Raw genomic sequence first — 21,737 nt, forward strand, 5'->3', positions numbered from 1 at the left:
TGAAGGTATGGAAAAAGCCCCACTTTCGTGGGGCTCTCTCCATACACACGGTATCAGAAGTTATTGAATCCGTAACCGAGGCCGGAGTCAAAATCCATCGATGAGTAACCGTAAAGATCGTCATACTCGCCGGAATTTCCAACAAAGGAATTCACCGACTCATACTCCGAGCGAGCTTCAGGTGTTGGCTCAACCGAGACGTGACGCAACGTCTCCAAACCAGTACCAGCTGGGATGAGCTTACCGAGGATAACGTTCTCCTTAAGACCCGCAAGCGGATCCGACTTGGAGTTCAATGCTGCTTCCGTCAGAACCTTCGTGGTCTCCTGGAACGACGCGGCTGATAGCCACGAGTCGGTAGCAAGCGATGCCTTGGTAATACCCATCAACTCTGGGCGGCCAGAAGCTGGCTTTCCGCCGTTTGCCAAAGTTGCGCGGTTGGCGTCTTCGAAGACGGAGACGTCAACGAGCTCACCTGGCAGAAGCGTCGATTCACCCGAGTCGAGCACCGTAACACGACGCAGCATCTGGCGAACGATCACCTCGATGTGCTTGTCGTGGATCTCCACGCCCTGCGAGCGGTACACGTGCTGAACCTCGGAAACGAGGTGAAGCTGTGCCGTGCGACGACCGGAGATACGCAGAACCTTCTTCGGGTCAACCGAGCCCTCAACAAGCTGCTGTCCAACCTCGACATGCGATCCTTCGGGAACGAGAAGTTTAGCGCGCTTCGCCACGAGGTATGTGATGTCCTCGTCGCCGTCGTCACGCTTGATGATCAGGCGACGCGAACGCTCCAGATCCTCAATCTCCAACTTGCCGGCCGCCTCAACGATCGGAGCCTCACCCTTTGGTGTACGCGCTTCGAAAAGCTCCTGAACACGTGGAAGACCCTGGGTAATATCCTCTGCCGATGCGGCACCACCAGTGTGGAAGGTACGCATTGTCAACTGAGTACCAGGCTCTCCAATTGACTGTGCCGAGACAATACCGACGGCTTCACCGATATCAACCAGCTTGCCGGTCGCCAGCGAGCGGCCGTAGCACATTGCGCAAGTACCCACGCGCGAATCACAGGTGAGAACGGAACGAACCGAAATCTCCTTGATTCCTGCTGCGAGCATCTTCTCCAGCGCAACGTCACCAATATCGGTACCGGCAGCGATCACAACGTTGCCCTCAGCGTCGACCGCATCCTTCGCAAGGGTACGAGCGTAAACCGAGGTGTCGATCTCTTCGTGTGGCAAGACTTCTCCAGCTGCCCAATCAGCAGCGGAAACTTCCTTCTCCGTCACACGCTGACCGTTGACCAGACGAATTTCGTGACGATCGGCGTCGATTTCGACGATCGACTTAGTTAGACCACGGCGCGTACCGCAGTCTGCTTCACGAACGATAACATCCTGAGCAACGTCCACCAGACGACGGGTGAGGTAGCCTGAGTCAGCGGTACGCAGAGCCGTATCGGCCAGGCCCTTACGAGCACCGTGCGTTGCCGTGAAGTACTCAAGAGCGGACAGGCCTTCGTAGTAGTTCGACTTAATCGGGCGAGGAATAATTTCACCCTTCGGGTCAGCCACGAGACCGCGCATACCCGCCACCTGGCGAATCTGCATCCAGTTACCACGAGCACCCGACGACACCATCTGGTTGATGTTGTTGAAGTCATCAAAGTGGGCACGCATTTCGTCAGCAACTGTATCGGTCACTTCGGTCCACAGGCTCACCAGGTCACGACGGCGATCCGAATCGCGGATGTTACCTTCCTGGAAGTCCTGCTCGATCTTTGCGGCGCGAGCTTCAGCCTTCTCCAGGATCTCTGCCTTGTTTGGCGGAGTCGCAACATCAGACACAGCGATGGTAACGCCGGAACGACCGCCCCAGTAGTAACCGGTGTTCTTCAGTGCATCGAGCGACGCACCGACGTCGACCTTCGGGTAACGTTCAGCGAGCTCGTTCACGAGCGAGCCGAGAACCTTCTTGTTGACGACCTTGTTGACGTACGGGAACGTGGTTGGGAGCGCTTCGTTGAACAGCGCACGGCCAAGGGAGGTCTTGAGGATGATGTCGTCGCCCTCTTCATAGCCCTCCGGAGCTTCCCAGTCACGCGGCAAGGTGATATCACCGGCGTGGAAGCGAATGTAGCACTCAGCCTCAAGATTGAGCTTACCCAAATCCTTGGCCATCTCCGCCTCAGCCATCGACGTGAAGTAGTGGCCTTCACCTACGGCTCCTGGACGGAGCATCGTCAAGTGGTACAGACCAATAATCATGTCCTGAGCTGGAACAGTCACCGGACGACCATCGGACGGCTTGAGAATGTTGTTAGCCGAGAGCATGAGGATACGAGCCTCGGCCTGTGCCTCAACAGACAACGGAAGGTGAACAGCCATCTGATCGCCATCGAAGTCAGCGTTGAACGCGGAACACACGAGCGGATGGAGACGGATTGCCTTACCTTCAATCAGCTGTGGCTCGAAGGCCTGGATGCCCAGACGGTGCAGAGTTGGTGCACGGTTGAGCAGAACCGGGTGCTCCTTAATAACCTCTTCGAGCACATCGAAGACCTCGTCGCGCTGACGATCGATCAGGCGCTTTGCCGCCTTGATATTCTTCGCAAGCTCGAGATCCACAAGACGCTTCTGAACAAATGGCTTGAACAGCTCCAGAGCCATGGTCTTTGGAAGACCACACTGGTGAAGCTTGAGGGTCGGACCCACGACAATAACCGAACGACCCGAGTAGTCCACTCGCTTGCCCAGAAGGTTCTGACGGAAACGACCTTGCTTACCCTTGAGCATGTCAGACAACGACTTCAGCGGACGGTTACCGGCACCCTGAACAGGGCGTCCACGGCGGCCATTGTCGAAGAGCGCATCGACAGCTTCCTGAAGCATACGTTTTTCGTTGTTCACCATGATTTCCGGCGCATTGAGATCGAGCATACGCTGGAGACGGTTGTTGCGGTTGATCACGCGGCGGTAAAGATCGTTGAGATCCGACGTCGCGAAGCGGCCACCGTCAAGCTGAACCATTGGGCGCAGATCCGGCGGAATCACCGGAATCGCATCAAGAACCATCGATTCAGGAGCAATACCCGAGTGAAGGAACGCGTTGACAACCTTGATTCGCTTCAGGGCGCGGGTCTTGCGCTGGGCAGTACCGGTCTCGATCTGCTCAACAAGAAGATCGTGCTCAGCCTGGAGATCGAAGTTCTTCAGACGCTTCTGCACAGCTTCTGCACCGCGCGAAGCTTCAAAGTAGTCACCCCAACGAAGATTCATTTCACGGTAGGACTCTTCATCGCCCTCAAGGTCGCCAACCTTGAGTTTGGTGAATTTATCCCACACAGACTCCAGACGGGCGAGGTCTTCTTCGTACTGACGGCGCACACGACGCGTGTCCGATTCAGCATTACGCTTGATCTTGGCGCGAGCTGCAGCATCAGCGTCGGCGGCTTCAGCTTCGGCAAGAGCCGCCTCTTCAGCTTTGAGTGCGCGTTCGACAGCAGCGTCGCGATCCTTGATGATGTTTTCGCGCTCAAGCTCGTACTCAGCCGTCAGAGATGGAAGGTCATTATGACGACGCTCTTCGTCGACATCTGTCACCATGTAGGCAGCAAAGTAGATGACCTTTTCCAGATCTTTCGGAGCGATATCCATGAGGTAGCCAAGACGCGACGGAACGCCCTTGAAGTACCAAATATGAGTCACAGGAGCAGCAAGCTCAATATGACCCATGCGCTCACGGCGCACCTTGGAGCGAGTGACTTCTACACCACAGCGCTCACAGACAATGCCCTTGTAACGGGGGCGCTTGTACTTACCACACGCACATTCCCAATCACGGGTCGGACCAAAGATTTGCTCACCGAACAAGCCGTCTTTCTCTGGCTTGAGGGTGCGGTAGTTGATGGTCTCTGGCTTGGTCACTGTGCCATGCGACCACTTGCGAATGTCTTCCGACGTCGCAAGAGCAATATGAAGCTGATCGAACAGATTAACGTCGAGCAAGATTCCTACTTCCTCAATTTTTACGCCTGATATCAGTTCACTCGTTGCGGGCGAGCGGCGCGGCCCGCCCGCAACAAGTTTTCAGTGGGATCAGAAATCCGCACCCGTGGTCAGGCCTTCGAGACCTGTGGAGATTCCAGCCGACTGCGGGGCACGGAACGCATCTTCGTCCGAATCCTGCAGGTTGATCGGATTGCCTGCGGCATCAAGAGCTTCAACATTGAGGCACAGGGAACGCATTTCCTGTACCAAAACCTTGAAGGACTCCGGGATACCCGGCTCGGGCACGTTGTCGCCCTTCACGATTGCCTCGTACACTTTGACGCGGCCGACAGTATCGTCGGATTTGATGGTCAACATTTCCTGAAGAGTGTGTGCAGCGCCGTATGCTTCGAGCGCCCACACTTCCATCTCGCCGAAACGCTGTCCGCCGAACTGTGCCTTACCACCAAGTGGCTGCTGGGTCACCATCGAGTACGGGCCCGTGGAACGGGCGTGGATCTTGTCATCCACCAAGTGATGGAGCTTGAGCATGTACATGTAGCCCACCGAGACGCGCTCAGGGAACGGTTCACCGGTACGACCGTCAAACAGACGAGCCTTACCAGAGCCATCGACCATGCGATCACCGTCGCGGTTGGGGAGGGTGTTAGCCAGGAGACCCGAAAGCTCATCGTGGCGGACACCGTCGAATACTGGAGTGGACACAAGACGGTGTGGGTGACCGATCACAGCTTCATCTGGAATGCGATTCGCCCACTCTTCGCCGTTGGCACGCGCTTCGGTTGCATCCCACCCCTGCTTAGCAATCCAGCCAAGGTGGAGCTCGAAGACCTGACCGAGGTTCATACGGCTCGGCACACCCAACGGGTTCAGGACAACATCAACAGGTGTTCCGTCCTCAAGGAACGGCATATCCTCGAGCGGAAGAATGCGCGAAACAACACCCTTGTTACCATGACGTCCTGCCATCTTATCGCCAATGACGATCTTGCGTCGCTGAGCAATCAGCACGCGCACGGACTGGCGGACATCAGCAGCAAGTTCGTCGTGGTTCTCAGCAGAGAACTCGTGAACACCGATGACGATGCCCCACTCACCATGTGGCACGCGCATCGAGGTGTCGCGCACTTCTTTCGCCTTCTCACCGAAGATTGCGCGAAGAAGTCGCTCTTCAGAGGTGAGCTCAGTTTCACCCTTTGGAGTGATCTTGCCAACGAGAATGTCGCCAGCCTTGACTTCAGCACCAATACGGATGATGCCACGCTCGTCGAGGTTTGCCAGGGTATCTTCCGAAACGTTCGGGATATCTCGGGTGATCTCTTCCGGTCCGAGCTTGGTGTCACGAGCATCAACCTCATGCTCCTCAATATGGATCGAGGTGAGGATGTCTTCGGACTGAACACGCTGAGACAGGATGATCGCGTCCTCGTAGTTGTAACCATTCCATGCCATGAAAGCCACGAGAAGGTTCTGACCGAGAGCAAGTTCGCCACCGTCGGTTGCCGGACCGTCAGCAATAAGCGAACCCTTTTCGAGGCGGTCGCCTTCGTTCACGGCCACCTTCTGGTTGGTGCAGTTACCTGGATTGGAACGCTCAAACTTCGCCAATCGGTATACACGGTGCTTGCCGGAATCTTCTTCCACGTGAACAGCATCCGCAGAGACTTCAGTGACAACGCCCGGTGCGAGTGCCACGGTAACGTCGCCAGAATCAACGGCGGTACGGATCTCGACGCCGGTACCCACGAGTGGAGCAGTTGGGCGAAGCAACGGCACGGCCTGGCGCTGCATGTTAGCACCCATGAGAGCTCGGTTAGCGTCGTCATGCTCGAGGAACGGAATCGAAGCTGTACCAACGGACACCATCTGACGTGCGGACACGTCCATGTAGCCCACTTCGCGAGCTTCGATCAGCGCTGGCTCGCCACCAGGCAGACGCACGAGGACTTCTTCGTCACGGAAGGAGCCGTCAGCGTTCAGCGGAGCTGATGCCTGAGCGATAGCATAGCGATCTTCATCAGTAGCGTTGAGGTACTCAATCTCATCGGTCACCTTGCCGTCAACAACCTTACGGTATGGGGTCTCGATGAAGCCGAAGGAATTGACACGACCGTAAGATGCGAGCGAGCCAATCAGACCAATGTTGGGGCCTTCTGGTGTCTCAATAGGGCACATACGTCCGTAGTGGGACGGGTGAACATCTCGAACTTCCATCGAGGCGCGGTCACGTGACAAACCGCCTGGACCCAGAGCAGACAGACGACGCTTGTGGGTCAGACCAGCCAGCGGGTTATTCTGATCCATAAACTGCGACAGCTGCGATGTGCCGAAGAACTCTTTGATCGCGGCAACGATCGGGCGGATGTTGATCAGCGACGACGGGGTGATCGCTTCTGCTTCCTGAGTGGTCATCCGCTCACGAACCATGCGATCTAGGCGCGACAAACCGGTACGAACCTGGTTTTGAATCAATTCGCCCACAGCGCGGATACGGCGGTTGCCGAAGTGATCGATATCGTCGTTCTCCACAGGGACAGCGCTACCGCCTTCGGCGGTGACAGTCTCAGTCTCGCCCGCATGAAGCGCGAGGAGGTAACGGATCGTGGCTGTGATATCGGCAATCGTGAGCTGGCGTTCAGTCGCTGCTGTGTCCAGACCAAGCTTGGTGTTGACCTTGTAGCGGCCGACCTTAGCGAGGTCGTAACGCTTGGGGTTGAAGTAGAAATTGCGAAGGAGGGAACGACCCGCCTCCGCCGTCGGCGGCTCACCTGGGCGAAGCTTGCGGTACAGATCCGTCAGAGCTTCTTCCTGAGTGTGGACGGTGTCCTTCTCAAGTGTGTCGATGAGAACCGGGTAATCAGCGAATTCCTCACGGATCTCCGACTCCGACATACCGATCGCCTTGAGGAAGACTGTGACCGACTGCTTACGCTTGCGATCCACTCGCACACCAACGGCGTCGCGCTTGTCGATTTCAAACTCAAGCCAAGCACCACGCGACGGAATGATCTTGGTTGAGTAGATCAACTTGTCGGAGGTCTTGTCAGCAGCGGTTTCGAAGTAAACGCCTGGCGAACGAACGAGCTGGGAGACCACAACACGCTCGGTACCGTTGATGATGAAGGTTCCTTGCGGTGTCATCAACGGGAAATCGCCAATAAAGGTGGTCTGGGACTTGATTTCGCCAGTCTCATAGTTCTGGAATTCAGCGGTCACGTACAGAGCCGCCGAGTATGTCAGATCCTTTTCCTTGCACTCCGCCATCGAGGCTTTTTCTTCCTCAAGATGCGGGTTGGAAAGAACCAGGCCCATAGTTTGGGCAGTGTTCTCAATCGGGGAGACTTCTTCAAAAATCTCTTCAAGACCCGATTTCTCCCCCGGTTGGGCGTTCTCACGCCATTCGGGGGCGCCGATCAACCAGCGGTAGCTGGAGGTTTGCAAACCCAGCAAATCCGGCACGGCGAGAGGCTCGTGAATCTTTGCGAACGAGACGCGGTCAGCAGCGAGGCGGCCGTCAACAACAGTAGGCTTAGAGGTGCTCGAAGCAGCCAAAGGGGCTTCCTTCCCTTGATCCGGTAAGGCTAAAAACCGCGGGCTTTAGGGCCAATCGGACGTGTAACGTTCAATTTTGGGCACAAAGATGCCACGGCAAGTTTCAAATTTACACGTTTGGGATACACAAGTCCAGCCCTCACCCATGTGGAGAGGGTCACGACACCATAATGTCTGGACAATCCTCGAAGATCCGTCACCGGTGCTGGTGGCGGTTTCATCGATTGCACAGAATGTAACCGAGGAAAACCTCGGGTACGACTTTCCCACGAACCGCCTATCTTCGCAACCCGACCCGCCGCCCGACGTCGGTAGCTATAGAACACGCCCGCACTTCTTTCACAGACATCACATGGAGAAAACAAGGAAAGCCCCAGCTCATGCTGGGGCTTTCCTGAAGTGAACAGCGGCTACGCCGCGTAAATCACTTGAGCTCAATGGTGGCGCCGGCGCCTTCGAGAGCTTCCTTAGCCTTCTCGGCGGTCTCCTTGTTAACACCTTCGAGAACAGCCTTAGGAGCGGAGTCAACGAGCTCCTTTGCTTCCTTCAGACCGAGCGAGGTAAGAGCGCGCACCTCCTTGATGACCTGGATCTTCTTGTCGCCTGCGGATGCGATGACAACGTCAAACTCATCCTTCTCTTCGGCAGCAGCGGCCTCGCCGCCAGCAGCCGGAGCAGCAGCAACGGCAGCAACCGGAGCAGCAGCCTCAACATCAAATTCCTCTTCGAACTTCTTCACGAAGTCCGAGAGCTCAACGAGAGTGAGCTCCTTGAATGCTTCGATGAGCTCTTCAGCAGTGAGCTTAGCCATGGTGGCCTTCCTTCCTTTTGCCTACTTGCGAGGCAGATAAATATTGGTTTTGCGCTGCCGATCAGGCAGCTTCTTCCTGCTTCGCGCGCAGGGCGTCCACGGTGCGCACTGTCTTGACCAGCGGCGCGGTGAACATGTAAGCAGCCTGGTAGAGCGACGCCTTGAGGACGCCAGCGGTCTTTCCAAGCAGAACCTCGCGAGATTCGAGATCGGCGAGCTTCTTGACACCTTCGGCATCAAGAACATTGCCTTCGAGAACGCCGCCCTTAGTAATCAGGGCATCATGTTCCTTGGAGAAGTTCTTAATAGCCTTAGCTGCGGAAGCGATGTCACCGGAAACGAATGCAAGTGCAACGGGGCCCTTGAGGTAGTCGTCAAGTCCTTCGACGCCAGCTTCTTTGGCCGCGATGCGAGCGAGGGTGTTCTTCGCAACCGTGTAGTGTGCTTCCTGACCAAGAGCGCGACGAAGCTTCTTCATCTGCTCCACAGTCAGTCCGCGATACTCGGTGACGAGAACGGCTGCAGAGTTCTGGAACAGATCCTTGAGCTCTGCAATCGCTGCAGACTTATCGGTCCGTGCCATGGGACCTCCTTCCGTTGTACGCCGCAGAGCAAATAAAAAACCTCGCACAAACAGGTGCGAGGCCAAACTCTCCCTAGCAAATCAAGGAAGTATGGAATTCTCACCTGCGCTGGCTACGTTTCGTATTTATCCCGAAGTGGGACCTGCGGTCTTGGGCGTTCTTTAGCGTACCGATCGCCGTCGACTCTGTCTAGCGCGAATTTCGTTTCGTGGCACATACCACGACGATGCAGCGTGCTACTCGATGAGGGTCACATCAAAGCTGAATGATCGATATGGCACAAGCGCTGTCATTACTCAGCGCGGTTCCCCTCCCAGCTCATGTGCAATGCGGTGGAAAAGCATATCGAGTGCTACAAGATTTTGGCCTCCCTCAGGCACAATGAGATCCGCGCGACGTTTCGAGGGTTCAACATAGAGTTCGTGCATCGGTTTCACTGTTGTCAAATACTGAGCTTCCACTGATTCAATGGAACGCCCACGCTCAAGGACATCACGCTTAATTCGGCGCATGATTCTGACGTCTGCATCAGTATCCACAAAAATTTTCACATCGAACAAATCGCACATGCGCGGATCATGAAAGATGAGGATACCTTCGACCAAAATCACGGGTGCAGGTTCAACATGCGTCGTATCGGCAGAACGATTATGAGCGGCATAATCGTAGACCGGAGATTCGATAGCACTACCGGACACCAGCGCACGCAGATCTGCAATCATCAGGTCATTATCAAATGCATCTGGGGAGTCATAATTCAGCGCAGCACGGTGCTCATAATCGAGATCATCATGAGCCTTGTAGTAATTGTCGTGGTACACCACAGCCGTTTTACCCTGATAACGCGTTGCTATCGCGTTTGTCAGCGTCGTTTTACCGCTTCCTGTTCCTCCTGCAATTCCGATGACGAACGGTCGATTCATGGCGCCTCCCTCAAATTTTCTCCACACAATTGTAAAGCAATGGGCCTCACACAATCGGTGCGAGACCCATTGCTTAACATTCTTCGAAGATCAGGCTTCGGTACGAGTCTTGGTGGCATCCAACGGGATACCCGGCCCCATCGTCGTCGACACGGTTGCCTTGGTGATGTAGCGTCCCTTTGCCGAAGCAGGCTTCAGGCGCAAAATCTCTTCAGCAGCAGCGTTGTAGTTCTCGATCAGCTGATCAAGCTCGAAGTCGGTGTTACCCACGATGAACGCGAGATTACCGTGCTTGTCAACGCGAAACTCGATACGACCACCCTTGATATCCTTGACTGCTTTGGCCACATCCATGGTCACGGTGCCAGTCTTCGGATTCGGCATGAGGTTACGCGGACCGAGCACACGACCCAGGCGACCAACCTTACCCATCATATCGGGGGTTGCGACGGCGGCGTCGAAGTCAGTCCAGCCGTCGGCAACCTTCGCGATCAGATCGTCATCGCCGACGACGTCGGCGCCAGCTTCAAGAGCAGCCTGCGCCTTCTCACCAACAGCAAAAACAACGACCTTAGCGGTCTTGCCTGTGCCGTGGGGAAGGGAAACAGTGCCGCGAACGAGCTGATCAGCCTTACGCGGATCAACGTTCAGACGGAACATCACCTCAACGGTGGAGGCGAACTTCGTTATCGAAGTCTTCTTCGCGAGGTCGAATGCCTCGCTCGGCGAATAAAGCTCGCCGGGCTGAATCAGCTCGGCCGCTTTACGGTAATTCTTTGAGCGCTTTGCCATTCTGCTTGTCTCCTTCTTAGCAGCTGTGGGGGAACGGACCAGCTCAGGGCCCTACCACGTGCCAGATGTTGCTGGCTATCAGATTTCGTCGGTGGTGACGCCCATCGAGCGAGCGGTGCCAGCAATGATGCGAGCAGCGTTGTCGATGTCGTTAGCGTTGAGATCCGGCATCTTAGTCTTCGCGATTTCACGAAGCTGATCCGCGGTGAGGTGCGCGACCTTCACGGTGTGCGGAGTAGCTGAACCCGACTTGATGCCAGCTGCCTTCTTGATGAGACCTGAGGCCGGCGGGGTCTTGGTGATGAAGTCGAACGAGCGGTCCTCATAAACGGTGATTTCAACCGGGATGATGTTTCCGCGCATCGATTCCGTCGCAGCGTTGTAAGCCTTGACGAACTCCATGATGTTCACGCCGTGCTGACCCAGAGCCGGGCCAATCGGCGGTGCCGGTGAAGCAGCTCCAGCTTCGATCTGAAGCTTGATCAGTCCGGCAACCTTCTTCTTCGGTGGCATGTTTGATCCTAACTGTTAGTTTCCGCCATATGGCAATAATGGCGGTTTTCCTTCGAATCGAGAAGCGGGTTAGTCCATCTTCTTGATCTGGCCGAAGGATAAATCGACCGGTGTTTCCTGGCCGACAAGTGTCATGAGAACGGTGAGCCTGCGGTTCACCGGATCAACTTGAGAGATTGTAGCGGGCATTCCGACCCAAGGCTCAGTGGTCAAGGTCACGACTTCACCGACCTCATATTCGGTTTCGTATTCTGGAGTGCCAGAAAGTACTGGCTTTCCGGCTGCTACAGCCTCTGCAGCAACCTGCTGCTCAACAACAGGCGTGAGCAACTGCACGGCTTCTTCGAGTGACAGAGCGACCGGATCACGGCCGTTCCCCACAAAACCGGTCACACCATTAGTGGACTGAACTACTCGCCATGAATCATCAGTGAGGTCCATACGAACAACGGCGTAACCAGGCATACGAACCCGCGAGACCAGTTTTTGCTGACCCTTCTTTACTTCGTAAACCTCTTCCATCGGCACTTCAACCTGGAAGATGTAATCTTCCATATTCATCGAATGCATACGGGTTTCAAGCGATTGCTTCACGCGCTTCTCATAGCCCGCGTAGGTGTGGAGCACATACCAACGTCCGGGCAGACCCCTAATCTGATCACGAACCATTTCTTCGGTGACGACGCCTTCGCGAACGTCTTCTTTTGCGAGAGCCTCAGGCTCTTGCGCGACCTTCACCTCGGTTTCAGGGTCAGAGACAACCTCGTGTGTCGTTTCCCCGGCCACGACTTCTGGTGTCGCTTGTGCGTCGGAGAACAGGTTATTCACATTCTCTTCACTCATATAAGCTTCCTTACTTTGGCCTGAATTTAACCGAAGATCCAGAACATGGACTGGTTGAAGACCAGATCGATCGCGGTCACGAACACCATAATGATCGTCACGAATATCACGACCGTGACGAACATCTTCCACAGCTCTTCACGTGTTGGGCGTTGCACCTTCTTGAACTCAGCGATCACTTCCTTGAAGAAAGTGATAATGCGAGCGAAGAAGCCTTCCTTAACGGCAGAGCTACGAGCTTCGTTCACGGTTGATCCTTTCAGTTGATATAAGAAACGGCCCAGATGGGCCGCTTTCTAGCAGGGCAGGAGGGACTCGAACCCACAACCGCCGGTTTTGGAGACCGGTGCGCTACCAATTGCGCCACTACCCTATTGACACAAGCCTTGAACATTATTGCAAAGAATGCACCACAAAGCCAATGTTTGCTCGATTAAGTGTATCGGGCACTGACAACATTTTCCAGACCAGATAAAATTCGTCAGTGTTATCCGCACCACGGCATACTGGCTCGCCTTCACTGAGCGCTCCGTCTAGCGCACCGACGTCGTCGGCTGTTGCTGCTACGTAACAAACTTGGCCAATGACAGACAAAAGTGCCACGATTAAGCCATGCGTCTGTCTACACATGTTTCCTCACTCCAACCTTCCGCAACGCTCGCTGTCGATTTGCGAGCGAAGGAACTTGCGGCCGCAGGCCGACCAATCATCGGCTTCGGTGCAGGTGAACCAGACTTTCCAACCGCTGCCTTCATCGTGGATGCCGCGATTGGCGCTGCCAAAGATCCCAAAAATCACCACTACACGGCAGCTGCGGGTCTACTCGAACTACGCGAAGCGATCTGTGCCAAAGCACTACGCGACTCAGGGGCTGTAGTAGACCCCAATAATGTCATTGTCACTAATGGCGGAAAACAAGCGGTCTACCAAGCATTTATGGCGACCGTCTCCCCTGGTGACGACGTCCTCCTCCCAGCCCCTTACTGGACAACCTATCCCGAAGCGATCCGTCTAGCCGGTGGCACCCCCATCGAAGTATTTGCGCCAGCCGAAGCAGGCTACAAAGTGACGGTGGAACAACTTGAGGCCGCCTACACACCGGCAACAACAACCCTGCTCATGTGCTCACCATCGAACCCCACCGGCGCCGTCTACACATCCGATGAGCTGCGTGCAATCGGTCAGTGGGCGATGTCAAAAGATCTCTGGGTCATCTCCGACGAAATTTACGAGAATCTTGTCTACGAAGGCGAAATGTCCTACTTGTTGGAAGTTCTCCCTGAAATCGCTGATCGGCTGATTACCGTCAATGGCGTTGCAAAATCGTATGCAATGACGGGATGGCGCGTGGGGTGGATGTTCGGCCCCGCGGACGTCATTCGTGGCGCGCGAATTCTTCAGGGACACCTGTCCTCCCATGTCAACAATATTGCCCAGCACGCAGCCCTCGCAGCCGTGGAAGCTGACCAGCAATTTGTGGCAGTGATGAAGGCTGCCTTCAATCGGCGTCGTCTCACGCTTTTGGACAAGCTCCGTCAGATCGATGTCTTTTCGGTGCCGACGCCGTCGGGCGCGTTCTACGCTTTCCCTAACGTTGAACATGCGCTAGGAAAGGAGATCAATGGCAAAGTCGCCCATACTTCGGCAGAGCTCGCTCAGCTCATCCTTGAGGAGATCGATGTTGCCCTCGTTCCAGGCGAAGCCTTCGGCGCACCTGGGCACCTACGCCTGTCCTACGCACTTGCCGACGAGGCTCTCGCTGAAGGGGCCGACCGCCTCATGAAGCTTTTCCTCTCAATTAAATAGTTCACCAGCGCCTTGTGCGTAACTGAACCACTGACGCGCGATATCGAAACGAGCTTGACAATGCCCCTTCCATCCTCGCTTGCGCGCCTTCGCAGGACCTGCGACGAGGGACAAGACGACACCGGCGGCGCTGGCACCCAGCGCCGCCTGGCCCACCTCTTGGGCGGCCAGATCACGCCAGCGCTGTAAAATTCGCGCGACCCCTTGATATCGCACTGGAGATAAATCTTCCAATACTGACATATGTCCTAAGAGACATCCCCAATCATGGGCACGATGTCCAGGGCCTAAAGTATCAATGTCGATAATCCCTGAGATCTGCCAATGCGCCGGATCAACAAACACATTGGCTTCATAAAAATCTCCATGGGTCGGCACTACTGGCCCATAATCGGTCACCTCGACGAAACGCCGAATTTCCTTCCCCAATTCAATAGCACAATCGCTTATCTCAGGAAAAGCTGCCGCTGCTGCCACACCATATGCGTCAGCTCGTTGTGCCCAGGCTTTGCGTGGCTTCAAAGACACAATCCGTTCCGACATCGCATCAAGAAGATTGCGCAGATGAACAAACATCGCATCAATTTCCTGTGGTGTTGGGTCAGACGAAAGGAAACGGCTCAACGGTACACCCGGGATTTCATGGCACACGACGACGCCGTCGTCAGTAGCCCGCACAATCTTCGGCGATGGAAGACTCTCTCTGGCGAGTGTGAGCCTCGCGATAACACTCTGCACTGCCACAGGTGGAACGACTTTGACGAAGTAGGTCTGTTCACCCGTTGCCTTGACCACTGCACGTCTCGTCGGGCGATATGCGAGCAGCTCCACTTCAACTTCCATCCCAAGAAAATCTGACAGAGCGCTGGCTTTACACGCCAAAGCAAGCCCGGGAAGTTGCGGGTCAAAAGGAAAACGCCACACGAAGTAGCGTCGCCCTTCATAGTCGAAAATATGGCCTCCATGCTCAGTCAAACTCGCTTCATCCACACGTGCACTCGACGCAATGACGTACGTATCCTCGCTGTGCCCGCGCACAGAATAGCCAACCGACACGCCTCCACCCACGCGATGATGAATCGCATGTACACGCCACGATGTTAGGCCAAAATCTTCCCCAAGAAATAATGTGAGCATGTTACCGATAGTCTCATCGGTTAGTGCGGCCAGATCTGCTCTCTCAATCTCGGTGGAAGTCATACGTTTAGTTATAGAAAGATTTCGCGCTTGCTTCAACGCGCCACTACACTGAACCGCATGAGAAATCTCGCGCTGCTACCTAAAGCTCACCTCCACTTGCACTTCACCGGCTCAATGCGTGTCTCCACGCTCGCTGATATGGCGGCGGAGGAAGGAATCCGTCTACCGGAAAACCTCACCGATAATCGTGCGCTCTCTGTTCCCGCCGACAAACGTGGATGGTTCCGTTTCCAACGCAACTACGACGCTGCACGGAAAGTCGTTCGCACAGAGGCGGCAATGCGCCGAATTGTCCTCGAGGCAGCTCAGGATGACGCTCGCGAAGGTTCTCGCCGCCTTGAGATCCAAATCGATCCCACTTCCTACGCACCATTCGTTGGGGGTCTCACCCCCGCGCTCGAAATCGTCCTCGACGCCGCCATTGACGCCTGGCACGCCACCGGCGTCCAAGTAGGAGTGATTGTTGCAGCCTCGCGTATGAAACACCCGCTCGATGGGCGCACGCTAGCGCGTCTAGCAGCTCAGTATGCTGGAGATGGCCCTGGCGACGTCATCGGCTTCGGCCTGTCGAACGACGAACGCCGCGGAAACACTGCCGACTGGGAAGAAGCATTCGCGATTGCAGCGCGTGCGGGCTTGGCTTCAGTGCCCCACGGCGGGGAGCTCCTGGGCCCAGACCATATTCGACAGGTCGTTAACCATCTCCATCCTGCACGACTCGGCCACGGAGTACGTTCCGCTGAAGATCCACGCCTCCTCGACGAAATCATCTCGCGCGATATCGCGTTGGAAGTGTGTCCTGCGTCGAATGTATCTCTGGGGGTCTATACCGCGTCCGATCAAGTACCGTTGCACACGCTCGTCGACGCCGGTGCCACTGTTGCACTCGGCGCAGACGACCCGCTGTTGTTCCTCTCACGCCTGACTGACCAGTATGAAATTGCACGTGCTCAGGGACTCACCGACGAGCAAATAGCTCAACTGGCCAAAGGCTCCATTCGAGCATCTCTTGCCTCGCAGTCATCTAAGCAAGCATGGACTGCTGAGGTTGATCAATGGCTCGAAAGTGAATCATGAGGGCAGAGTAGGAAAGTCCTACCCTGCCCTCATGATTCACTTTCACTTCTCGTCAGTAGACGAAGGATCCAAGCCAAAGCCGAGGAGAACGGGTTCGTGATGCAAATCGACCCCGTACCTCTGCCTGACTCCATCGCGAATATGACGAGCCAAGGCACGAATATCATCACCTGTCGCCTGGCCCCGATTTGTCAGTGCTAATGTGTGCTTTGTGGATAAGCTGGCATTCTCCCCTATTGCGAAGCCTTTATGGAACCCCGCATTGTCGATAAGCCACGCTGCTGATGTTTTCACCATGCCCTCCGGCGCAGGGTAACGCGGAGCATCGGGGGGAAGTTGCGCCGCAGCGTCGGCATTGAGAATAGGGTTGGTAAAAAACGAACCGCACGAGTACGTATCGCGGTCCAAATCGTTGAGAACCATCCCTTTTCGTGCGCGCAAAGCGAGCACAGTTTCGCGAACTTTCCAGGCAAGAGCGCTCTGTCCGACGTCGATACCGAGAGCGCCAGCAAGCTGACCATATTTGATCGGCGCAGACATCGATCCTCTGAACATATGGAAGAGGACATCAAGGACAATCCAGCGCGGAGAATACCCCCACTGCGGAATCGATTGTTTCAAGATGGAGTCGCGATAGGCGAACTTCATATCGCTGAGAAACAGCGTCTTAATTTCTCCGGTCTGGCGATCATACGTGGTAGCCGATGCAAAAGTATCTGATAATTCCTGCCCATAGGCTCCGATGTTTTGAACCGGCGCAGCTCCAACCGCACCCGGGATTCCAGACAGTGCTTCGAGTCCACGCCACTCATGTTCAATTGCATAGCGCACGACGTCATCCCAGGGAGTACCGCCGAGCGCACGCATTTGTGCGCCTCCACACCCGTCTTCCATCACTGTTTCGATACCCGTACGCATATCGCGCACAACAACGCCGTCAAAGGGGGCATCGGACGCCAGAATATTCGATCCCCCACCGAGCACGAGAAGTGGAATCTGAGCTTCGTCCGCCTGGCGAATTACGTCGATCAGTTCTTCTCTTGTGAATGTTTCGACGTAGCGGCCGATTTTCGCGCCGACGCCCATCGTCGTCAACTGTGCCAATGACGATGGGGATGATGCAATTCTGTTCGACTGCGCAGGGATCAAATCTGGGATGTCGCCGCTGGGCGGCTCAGGAAAAACTTCACAGGACATAGATGCTATGTTACTCGACTGAGGCGACACTACTCTGAGCGCTGAGAGGATAACCAGGCATCAGATCCAAAATGGGAAACAAAAAGACCCGCACTGCGGGTCTTTTCTTCATCGCCTCAATTCAGCGAGTCTCGCGATGCGCGGTGGACTCGTTGCACTTGGGGCAGAACTTCTTCAGCTCAAGACGATCCGGCGTGTTACGGCGGTTCTTCTTGGTGATGTAGTTACGCTCCTTGCAAACCTCGCATGCGAGGGTGATCTTAGGGCGAACGTCTGCTGACTTGCTAGCCACGGTATTTTCCTCACGTTCGGTTTGGCTGGAAGCGGGATTGCTTTCCGGCAGTAGCGGGGGCGGGGTTTGAACCCGCGACCTCACGATTATGAGTCGTGCGCTCTGACCAACTGAGCTACCCCGCCGCATCTTCATTTCATTCGGGAAATGAATGGAGCCCCGAAAGGGAATCGAACCCTTGACCTTCTCCTTACCATGGAGACGCTCTGCCGACTGAGCTATCGGGGCAACGCTGGAAATCGTAACAATCTTTGACCGCTATTTTCCAACTGAGAGAGTTGCGAAATCCATGATCCACATCACTCTCTCATTCCGGTGAACCGGACTGTGGCAGGTGAGGGATTCGAACCCCCGAAGGTTACCCGTCTGATTTACAGTCAGATGCATTTGGCCGCTCTGCAAACCTGCCGTTGTGCAGTGTGTCGTGCACGAGTCAATACCTTAACGGGAATCGCCCAAACATGTCAAACTGAGAGGGAACAAATTTGTCTCGGCTCACACTTGAGCCCGAACGAAAGGAATCACTATGGCCGATTCTTCCTTCGATGTTGTGTCGAAATATGATCGTCAAGAAGTTGACAATGCAGTTAACCAGGCGGCAAAAGAGATCTCGCAACGCTACGACTTTAAGAATGTTGGAGCTTCAGTATCACTCGGGGGCGATACGATCACGATGATCGCCAACTCCCCCGAGCGCGTCTTGGCAGTGTGGGATGTGCTTCAGTCAAAGCTCATTCGCCGCGGGCTTTCCCTCAAACAGGTCGACGTTGGCGATGGCGAGCCAAAAGCTTCTGGCAAGGAATTCCGTCTCGTTGGATCACTCAAAGAAGGGATCGACCAGGATAATGCGAAGAAGATCACTAAACTGATCCGCGATGAAGGCCCCAAAGGAGTCAAGGCACAAATCCAGGGTGACGAAGTCCGCGTCAGCTCAAAGTCCCGCGATGCGCTCCAAGAAGTGATCGCACTACTCAAGAGCGCCAAACTCGATATCGCACTTCAATTCACCAATTACCGGTAAATATTGAGGGGTGAGAACACACACGGTGTTCTCACCCCTCAATATTTCACCTCGCGAGAATTTTGCTCAGTACAGTTTCCCATCGTGTTCTTCGCCACGCGAGATTGCTGTCATTGTTTCACGCTGAACAACCTTAATGCGCTCACGTCCAACGGAAGCTCCCAAGGACTTTTCAAATTCCTCTAGTAGTCCCCACCCGGCCCATGACGTGTAGCGAACCCCGCGTCCATCCAGGACTTCTTTCGTTGCATCCCAGCCGACGTTCTCCGTCGTCGCGTGGAAAACACCCGCCTTGTAGTCGGTGACAAGGTTGTCGATTGTTTCTTTCGCATCGGACTTGGTCGAGCCAATCAAACCTACCGGTCCTCGCTTAATCCAGCCAGTCGCATACATTCCCGGAATCGGCACTCCATCACGAAGGACACGTCCGCCTGCATTAGGAACAATTCCTGCGGCATCGTCAAATGGGGCATCAGCAATCGCAGATGACTTGTAGCCGGTGGCTGTGTACACAGCTTGAACTGGATAATCGATAAATTCGCCGGTGCCTTCCACGCTTTGATCACCACGAAGGCGCGTGCGTTCCATACGAATACCGCTCACATGACCGTTGTCGCCGAGGACTTCAACAGGCTGTTGGAGGAGGTGAATATGAATGCGATGTGAAGCCGTAAGTTCTTCAGGATCCTGGAAGACCCAATCGGTGAGGATATTCGTCAACTGACGAGTCATCTTGTTCGATGCCATCGCTTGCTCCGAACCCTCATCGTATTCAAAGTCCTCTGGGTAGACGACGATATCGACGTCAGGCACCTGGCCGAGTTCACGTAATTCCATCGGGGTGAATTTCACCTGCGCCGGGCCACGGCGTCCAAAGACATGCACGTCTGTCACCTGTGAGGCACGCAACCCCTCCTCAACATTTTGAGGAATTTCAGTGACCATCATGTCTTCAGCGTGCTTCGCCAACACACGAGCGACATCCAATGCCACATTGCCGACACCAATCACGGCTACTTCTTTTGCCTCAAGAGGCCAGGTACGCGGGTAATCAGGATGCCCGTCATACCACGCCACGAAGTCGGCAGCTCCGTATACTTCAGGTAAATCTGCACCAGGAATATTGAACGGTCGATCCTTGTCAGCTCCCGTCGCAATCACCACTGCGTCATAGTGTTCGTGGAGCTCATCGAATGTAATGTCTCGACCGATCTCTACATTTCCAACAAAGCGGATGTCGCCACGCTGGAGCACGTTGTACAGAGCATTGATGATGGTCTTAATGCGCGGATGATCTGGAGCTACGCCGTAACGCACTAAGCCATACGGTGCCGGGAGCTTTTCGTACAGATCAATCTGGACATCAACATCTGACTTCGCCAAGATATCCGATGCGTAGATACCCGCCGGTCCTGCACCGATCACTGCCACCTGGAGTGGGCGTTCGCTCACGTTACTACCTCTTTTACTCAAACAATTTTTGTCACTCCATAGTAGCGAAAATGCCAAAGATCCCCCCAGACAAAGTGACCGGGGCGACACGCATTCGTGTCGCCCCGGTGGCCTGTCAACTCATTGTTGTGGCGTTTTACGCTTCGCCCGGTCCAAAATCGGCAGTAGTAGCGTCAAGACGAATAATTCCGTACGTCCATCCACGACGGCGGTAGGCGGCACACGGTTGCTTCGTCTCTTCATCAATGAAGATATAGAACGGATGCCCCACAAGCTCCATCTCGTCAATCGCTTCTTCAACGCTCATTGGCCGTGCTTCGTAGAGCTTCTGACGAACGATCGCCGGCGAATCTCCCAGCTGGGTTTCAATCGCTTCACCCAACTCAGTGGGAATCGTTCGCTCAGTTTCCGGTTCTTCTTCAGGCTTCTTCGACAGAAGATCGTCCAGTGGAAGATCTGCAGGTACTTCGTCCTTAGTAGCAGAGCGGCGACGGCGAGCCTTCATCTTCTCATGCTTGCGGCGCAAGCGCTCAAACAACTTCGTGGAAGCTAAATCGAGAGCTGCCAAACGATCCGAGGCGGCAGCTTCAGCGCGAACCACAGGACCCTTGTCAATAACAGTGATCTCTACCCGCTCTGAGGTTTCTGCTTGTGCGGGGTTGGATTCATGAGCAATCTCTACCTCAACACGCTGTGCACGCGGAGCAAACTGCTCAACCTTTTCAAGCTTCTCTTCCACATGGGTACGAAAACGATCCGAAACGTCCGCGTTGTGACCCTTAACTACAAATTCCACGATGACCTCCTTGTGGTCATTTAGCTGAGCGGGCAATACCCGCTAGGGACCCTAAGCTCGGTGTTCACGAGCTGTCACCACCCCCTTGTCATCTCAGCGCTGCACCATTGCGACGCTAGGTAGTTGAACTGACCTTTTCGGTAATGAAAATTATACCGGGCTTGTCGACAAAGTGTTAACCGTTACACTCTGCGCGGATTTTTTCCACTTGCCAAAACGAGTGCACCCACAACCCGCCCACCAGCGTCGGCCACGGCACGCGCCGCACCAGCCAACGTTGCTCCTGTAGTCAAAACGTCATCGACCAGCACGACGTCACCAGTGATGGGTTGACAACTGACCGCCCGTTTCTTCGCTGCGCGTTCTTCAATAGTGAGCCCACGCCTCCGCCTTCCGAGGAGTGCATCAATTCGCCGCTCAATATCAGCCCACCGATGGCGTTGCGCTTTGCGCAAGACATTGGCCTCATCCCACCCATTCTTTCGTGCGATGTGAGAGGCAATCACACCGGCGACGAACATTCCCCTTTTCGTGCGCGCCGGCGACGACGGTGCTGGAATGACGCTCACCGGCCCACCTGCGTCGGGGAAAAGTGAAGCCGTCACTGCAGGGATCACACTGGCCATCGCACGATCGAGCGGAGCACTCGTGACGTTTTTCCACGAAATGATAGCTCTTCGTCGAACACCTGAATATTCGCCCAAACAATACGTCACGAATGCTGGGTAATCACCATCCTCGCCAACCAACATAAGGTAGGGCGCTTGAGACGTACACTCAATCCAGCGAGAGGAAAACGCCGCACGGCAACGGCCACACAGAGCTGTATCCCAGCACCCACATCCGGCACACCATAAAGGAA

General features: G+C 55.0%; 19 protein-coding genes and 4 tRNA genes. 3 read left to right on the forward strand and 20 right to left on the reverse strand.

Going from position 1 to position 21,737, the window contains the following annotated elements; all coding sequences use genetic code 11:
* Positions 1–53: 53 nt before the first annotated feature.
* The 11 genes from rpoC to ACTOVJ_RS03390 all read right to left on the reverse strand — a co-directional run bounded on the left by rpoC (position 54) and on the right by ACTOVJ_RS03390 (position 12,664).
* Positions 54–4,013 (reverse strand): DNA-directed RNA polymerase subunit beta', encoded by a 3,960-nt coding sequence (gene rpoC, locus ACTOVJ_RS03340; RefSeq protein WP_449501240.1) that lies wholly within the window; start codon positions 4,011–4,013, stop codon positions 54–56.
* 90 nt (positions 4,014–4,103) lie between these two features.
* Positions 4,104–7,568, reverse strand: coding sequence for a DNA-directed RNA polymerase subunit beta (rpoB, locus tag ACTOVJ_RS03345; protein WP_449501241.1), 3,465 nt, complete (start codon positions 7,566–7,568; stop codon positions 4,104–4,106).
* A gap of 424 nt (positions 7,569–7,992) precedes the next feature.
* Positions 7,993–8,379 (reverse strand): 50S ribosomal protein L7/L12, encoded by a 387-nt coding sequence (gene rplL, locus ACTOVJ_RS03350; protein ID WP_278013173.1) that lies wholly within the window; start codon positions 8,377–8,379, stop codon positions 7,993–7,995.
* 61 nt (positions 8,380–8,440) lie between these two features.
* A complete protein-coding gene (gene rplJ, locus ACTOVJ_RS03355) occupies positions 8,441–8,962 on the reverse strand; it encodes a 50S ribosomal protein L10 (protein WP_278013172.1) in 522 nt (173 codons plus the stop codon).
* A gap of 297 nt (positions 8,963–9,259) precedes the next feature.
* Positions 9,260–9,886 (reverse strand): uridine kinase, encoded by a 627-nt coding sequence (udk, locus tag ACTOVJ_RS03360; RefSeq protein WP_449501242.1) that lies wholly within the window; start codon positions 9,884–9,886, stop codon positions 9,260–9,262.
* 90 nt (positions 9,887–9,976) lie between these two features.
* Positions 9,977–10,678: a 50S ribosomal protein L1 gene (gene rplA / locus ACTOVJ_RS03365; protein ID WP_449501243.1), complete on the reverse strand. Its 702-nt coding sequence runs from the start codon at positions 10,676–10,678 to the stop codon at positions 9,977–9,979.
* A gap of 78 nt (positions 10,679–10,756) precedes the next feature.
* A complete protein-coding gene (rplK, locus tag ACTOVJ_RS03370) occupies positions 10,757–11,191 on the reverse strand; it encodes a 50S ribosomal protein L11 (protein ID WP_449501244.1) in 435 nt (144 codons plus the stop codon).
* A gap of 69 nt (positions 11,192–11,260) precedes the next feature.
* Complete coding sequence (gene nusG / locus ACTOVJ_RS03375) at positions 11,261–12,034, reverse strand: transcription termination/antitermination protein NusG (protein WP_449503731.1); 774 nt, start codon at positions 12,032–12,034, stop codon at positions 11,261–11,263.
* A 26-nt stretch (positions 12,035–12,060) separates the two neighbouring features.
* The gene (secE, locus tag ACTOVJ_RS03380) at positions 12,061–12,282 is read right to left on the reverse strand and encodes a preprotein translocase subunit SecE (RefSeq protein WP_278013167.1); all 222 of its coding nucleotides are present in this window, start codon (positions 12,280–12,282) and stop codon (positions 12,061–12,063) included.
* 52 nt (positions 12,283–12,334) lie between these two features.
* Positions 12,335–12,407, reverse strand: a tRNA-Trp gene (locus tag ACTOVJ_RS03385).
* 20 nt (positions 12,408–12,427) lie between these two features.
* Positions 12,428–12,664, reverse strand: coding sequence for a hypothetical protein (locus ACTOVJ_RS03390; RefSeq protein ID WP_449504626.1), 237 nt, complete (start codon positions 12,662–12,664; stop codon positions 12,428–12,430).
* Here ACTOVJ_RS03390 and ACTOVJ_RS03395 point away from each other — a divergent pair.
* Positions 12,647–13,840: a pyridoxal phosphate-dependent aminotransferase gene (locus ACTOVJ_RS03395; RefSeq protein ID WP_449502589.1), complete on the forward strand. Its 1,194-nt coding sequence runs from the start codon at positions 12,647–12,649 to the stop codon at positions 13,838–13,840. The two genes, ACTOVJ_RS03390 and ACTOVJ_RS03395, sit on opposite strands and share 18 nt — an antisense overlap.
* On the opposite strand, the gene ACTOVJ_RS03400 is transcribed toward ACTOVJ_RS03395, so the two are convergent.
* Positions 13,829–15,040: a phosphotransferase family protein gene (locus ACTOVJ_RS03400; protein ID WP_449503729.1), complete on the reverse strand. Its 1,212-nt coding sequence runs from the start codon at positions 15,038–15,040 to the stop codon at positions 13,829–13,831. The two genes, ACTOVJ_RS03395 and ACTOVJ_RS03400, sit on opposite strands and share 12 nt — an antisense overlap.
* A 57-nt stretch (positions 15,041–15,097) precedes the next feature.
* Between ACTOVJ_RS03400 and ACTOVJ_RS03405 the strand changes: the two genes are divergently transcribed.
* Positions 15,098–16,117, forward strand: coding sequence for an adenosine deaminase (locus ACTOVJ_RS03405; RefSeq protein WP_449503728.1), 1,020 nt, complete (start codon positions 15,098–15,100; stop codon positions 16,115–16,117).
* A gap of 42 nt (positions 16,118–16,159) precedes the next feature.
* Here the strand turns inward: ACTOVJ_RS03405 and ACTOVJ_RS03410 are convergent, their stop codons facing one another.
* The 5 genes from ACTOVJ_RS03410 to ACTOVJ_RS03430 form a co-directional block, all read right to left on the reverse strand.
* Positions 16,160–17,314, reverse strand: coding sequence for a UDP-N-acetylmuramate dehydrogenase (locus ACTOVJ_RS03410; protein ID WP_449503727.1), 1,155 nt, complete (start codon positions 17,312–17,314; stop codon positions 16,160–16,162).
* Between the two features lie 121 nt (positions 17,315–17,435).
* Positions 17,436–17,606: a 50S ribosomal protein L33 gene (rpmG, locus tag ACTOVJ_RS03415; RefSeq protein WP_278013162.1), complete on the reverse strand. Its 171-nt coding sequence runs from the start codon at positions 17,604–17,606 to the stop codon at positions 17,436–17,438.
* Positions 17,607–17,657: 51 nt separating this feature from the next.
* Positions 17,658–17,731: transfer RNA gene (locus ACTOVJ_RS03420), tRNA-Met, on the reverse strand.
* 27 nt (positions 17,732–17,758) lie between these two features.
* Positions 17,759–17,834 (reverse strand) — tRNA-Thr (locus ACTOVJ_RS03425).
* A gap of 100 nt (positions 17,835–17,934) precedes the next feature.
* A tRNA-Tyr gene (locus ACTOVJ_RS03430) sits at positions 17,935–18,015 on the reverse strand.
* Between the two features lie 117 nt (positions 18,016–18,132).
* Between ACTOVJ_RS03430 and ACTOVJ_RS03435 the strand changes: the two genes are divergently transcribed.
* The gene (locus ACTOVJ_RS03435; RefSeq protein ID WP_449501250.1) at positions 18,133–18,627 is read left to right on the forward strand and encodes a YajQ family cyclic di-GMP-binding protein; all 495 of its coding nucleotides are present in this window, start codon (positions 18,133–18,135) and stop codon (positions 18,625–18,627) included.
* A gap of 66 nt (positions 18,628–18,693) precedes the next feature.
* Here ACTOVJ_RS03435 and ACTOVJ_RS03440 read toward each other — a convergent pair whose 3' ends face one another.
* From ACTOVJ_RS03440 to ACTOVJ_RS03450, 3 genes are all read right to left on the reverse strand, one after another.
* The gene (locus ACTOVJ_RS03440; RefSeq protein WP_449501251.1) at positions 18,694–20,079 is read right to left on the reverse strand and encodes an FAD-dependent oxidoreductase; all 1,386 of its coding nucleotides are present in this window, start codon (positions 20,077–20,079) and stop codon (positions 18,694–18,696) included.
* 136 nt (positions 20,080–20,215) lie between these two features.
* A complete protein-coding gene (hpf, locus tag ACTOVJ_RS03445; RefSeq protein WP_449501252.1) occupies positions 20,216–20,875 on the reverse strand; it encodes a ribosome hibernation-promoting factor, HPF/YfiA family in 660 nt (219 codons plus the stop codon).
* A 182-nt stretch (positions 20,876–21,057) separates the two neighbouring features.
* Positions 21,058–21,591: a ComF family protein gene (locus ACTOVJ_RS03450; protein WP_449504627.1), complete on the reverse strand. Its 534-nt coding sequence runs from the start codon at positions 21,589–21,591 to the stop codon at positions 21,058–21,060.
* Between the last annotated feature and the right edge of the window lie 146 nt (positions 21,592–21,737).

Source organism: Arcanobacterium sp. (ex Cirak et al. 2026) (assembly GCF_053585065.1).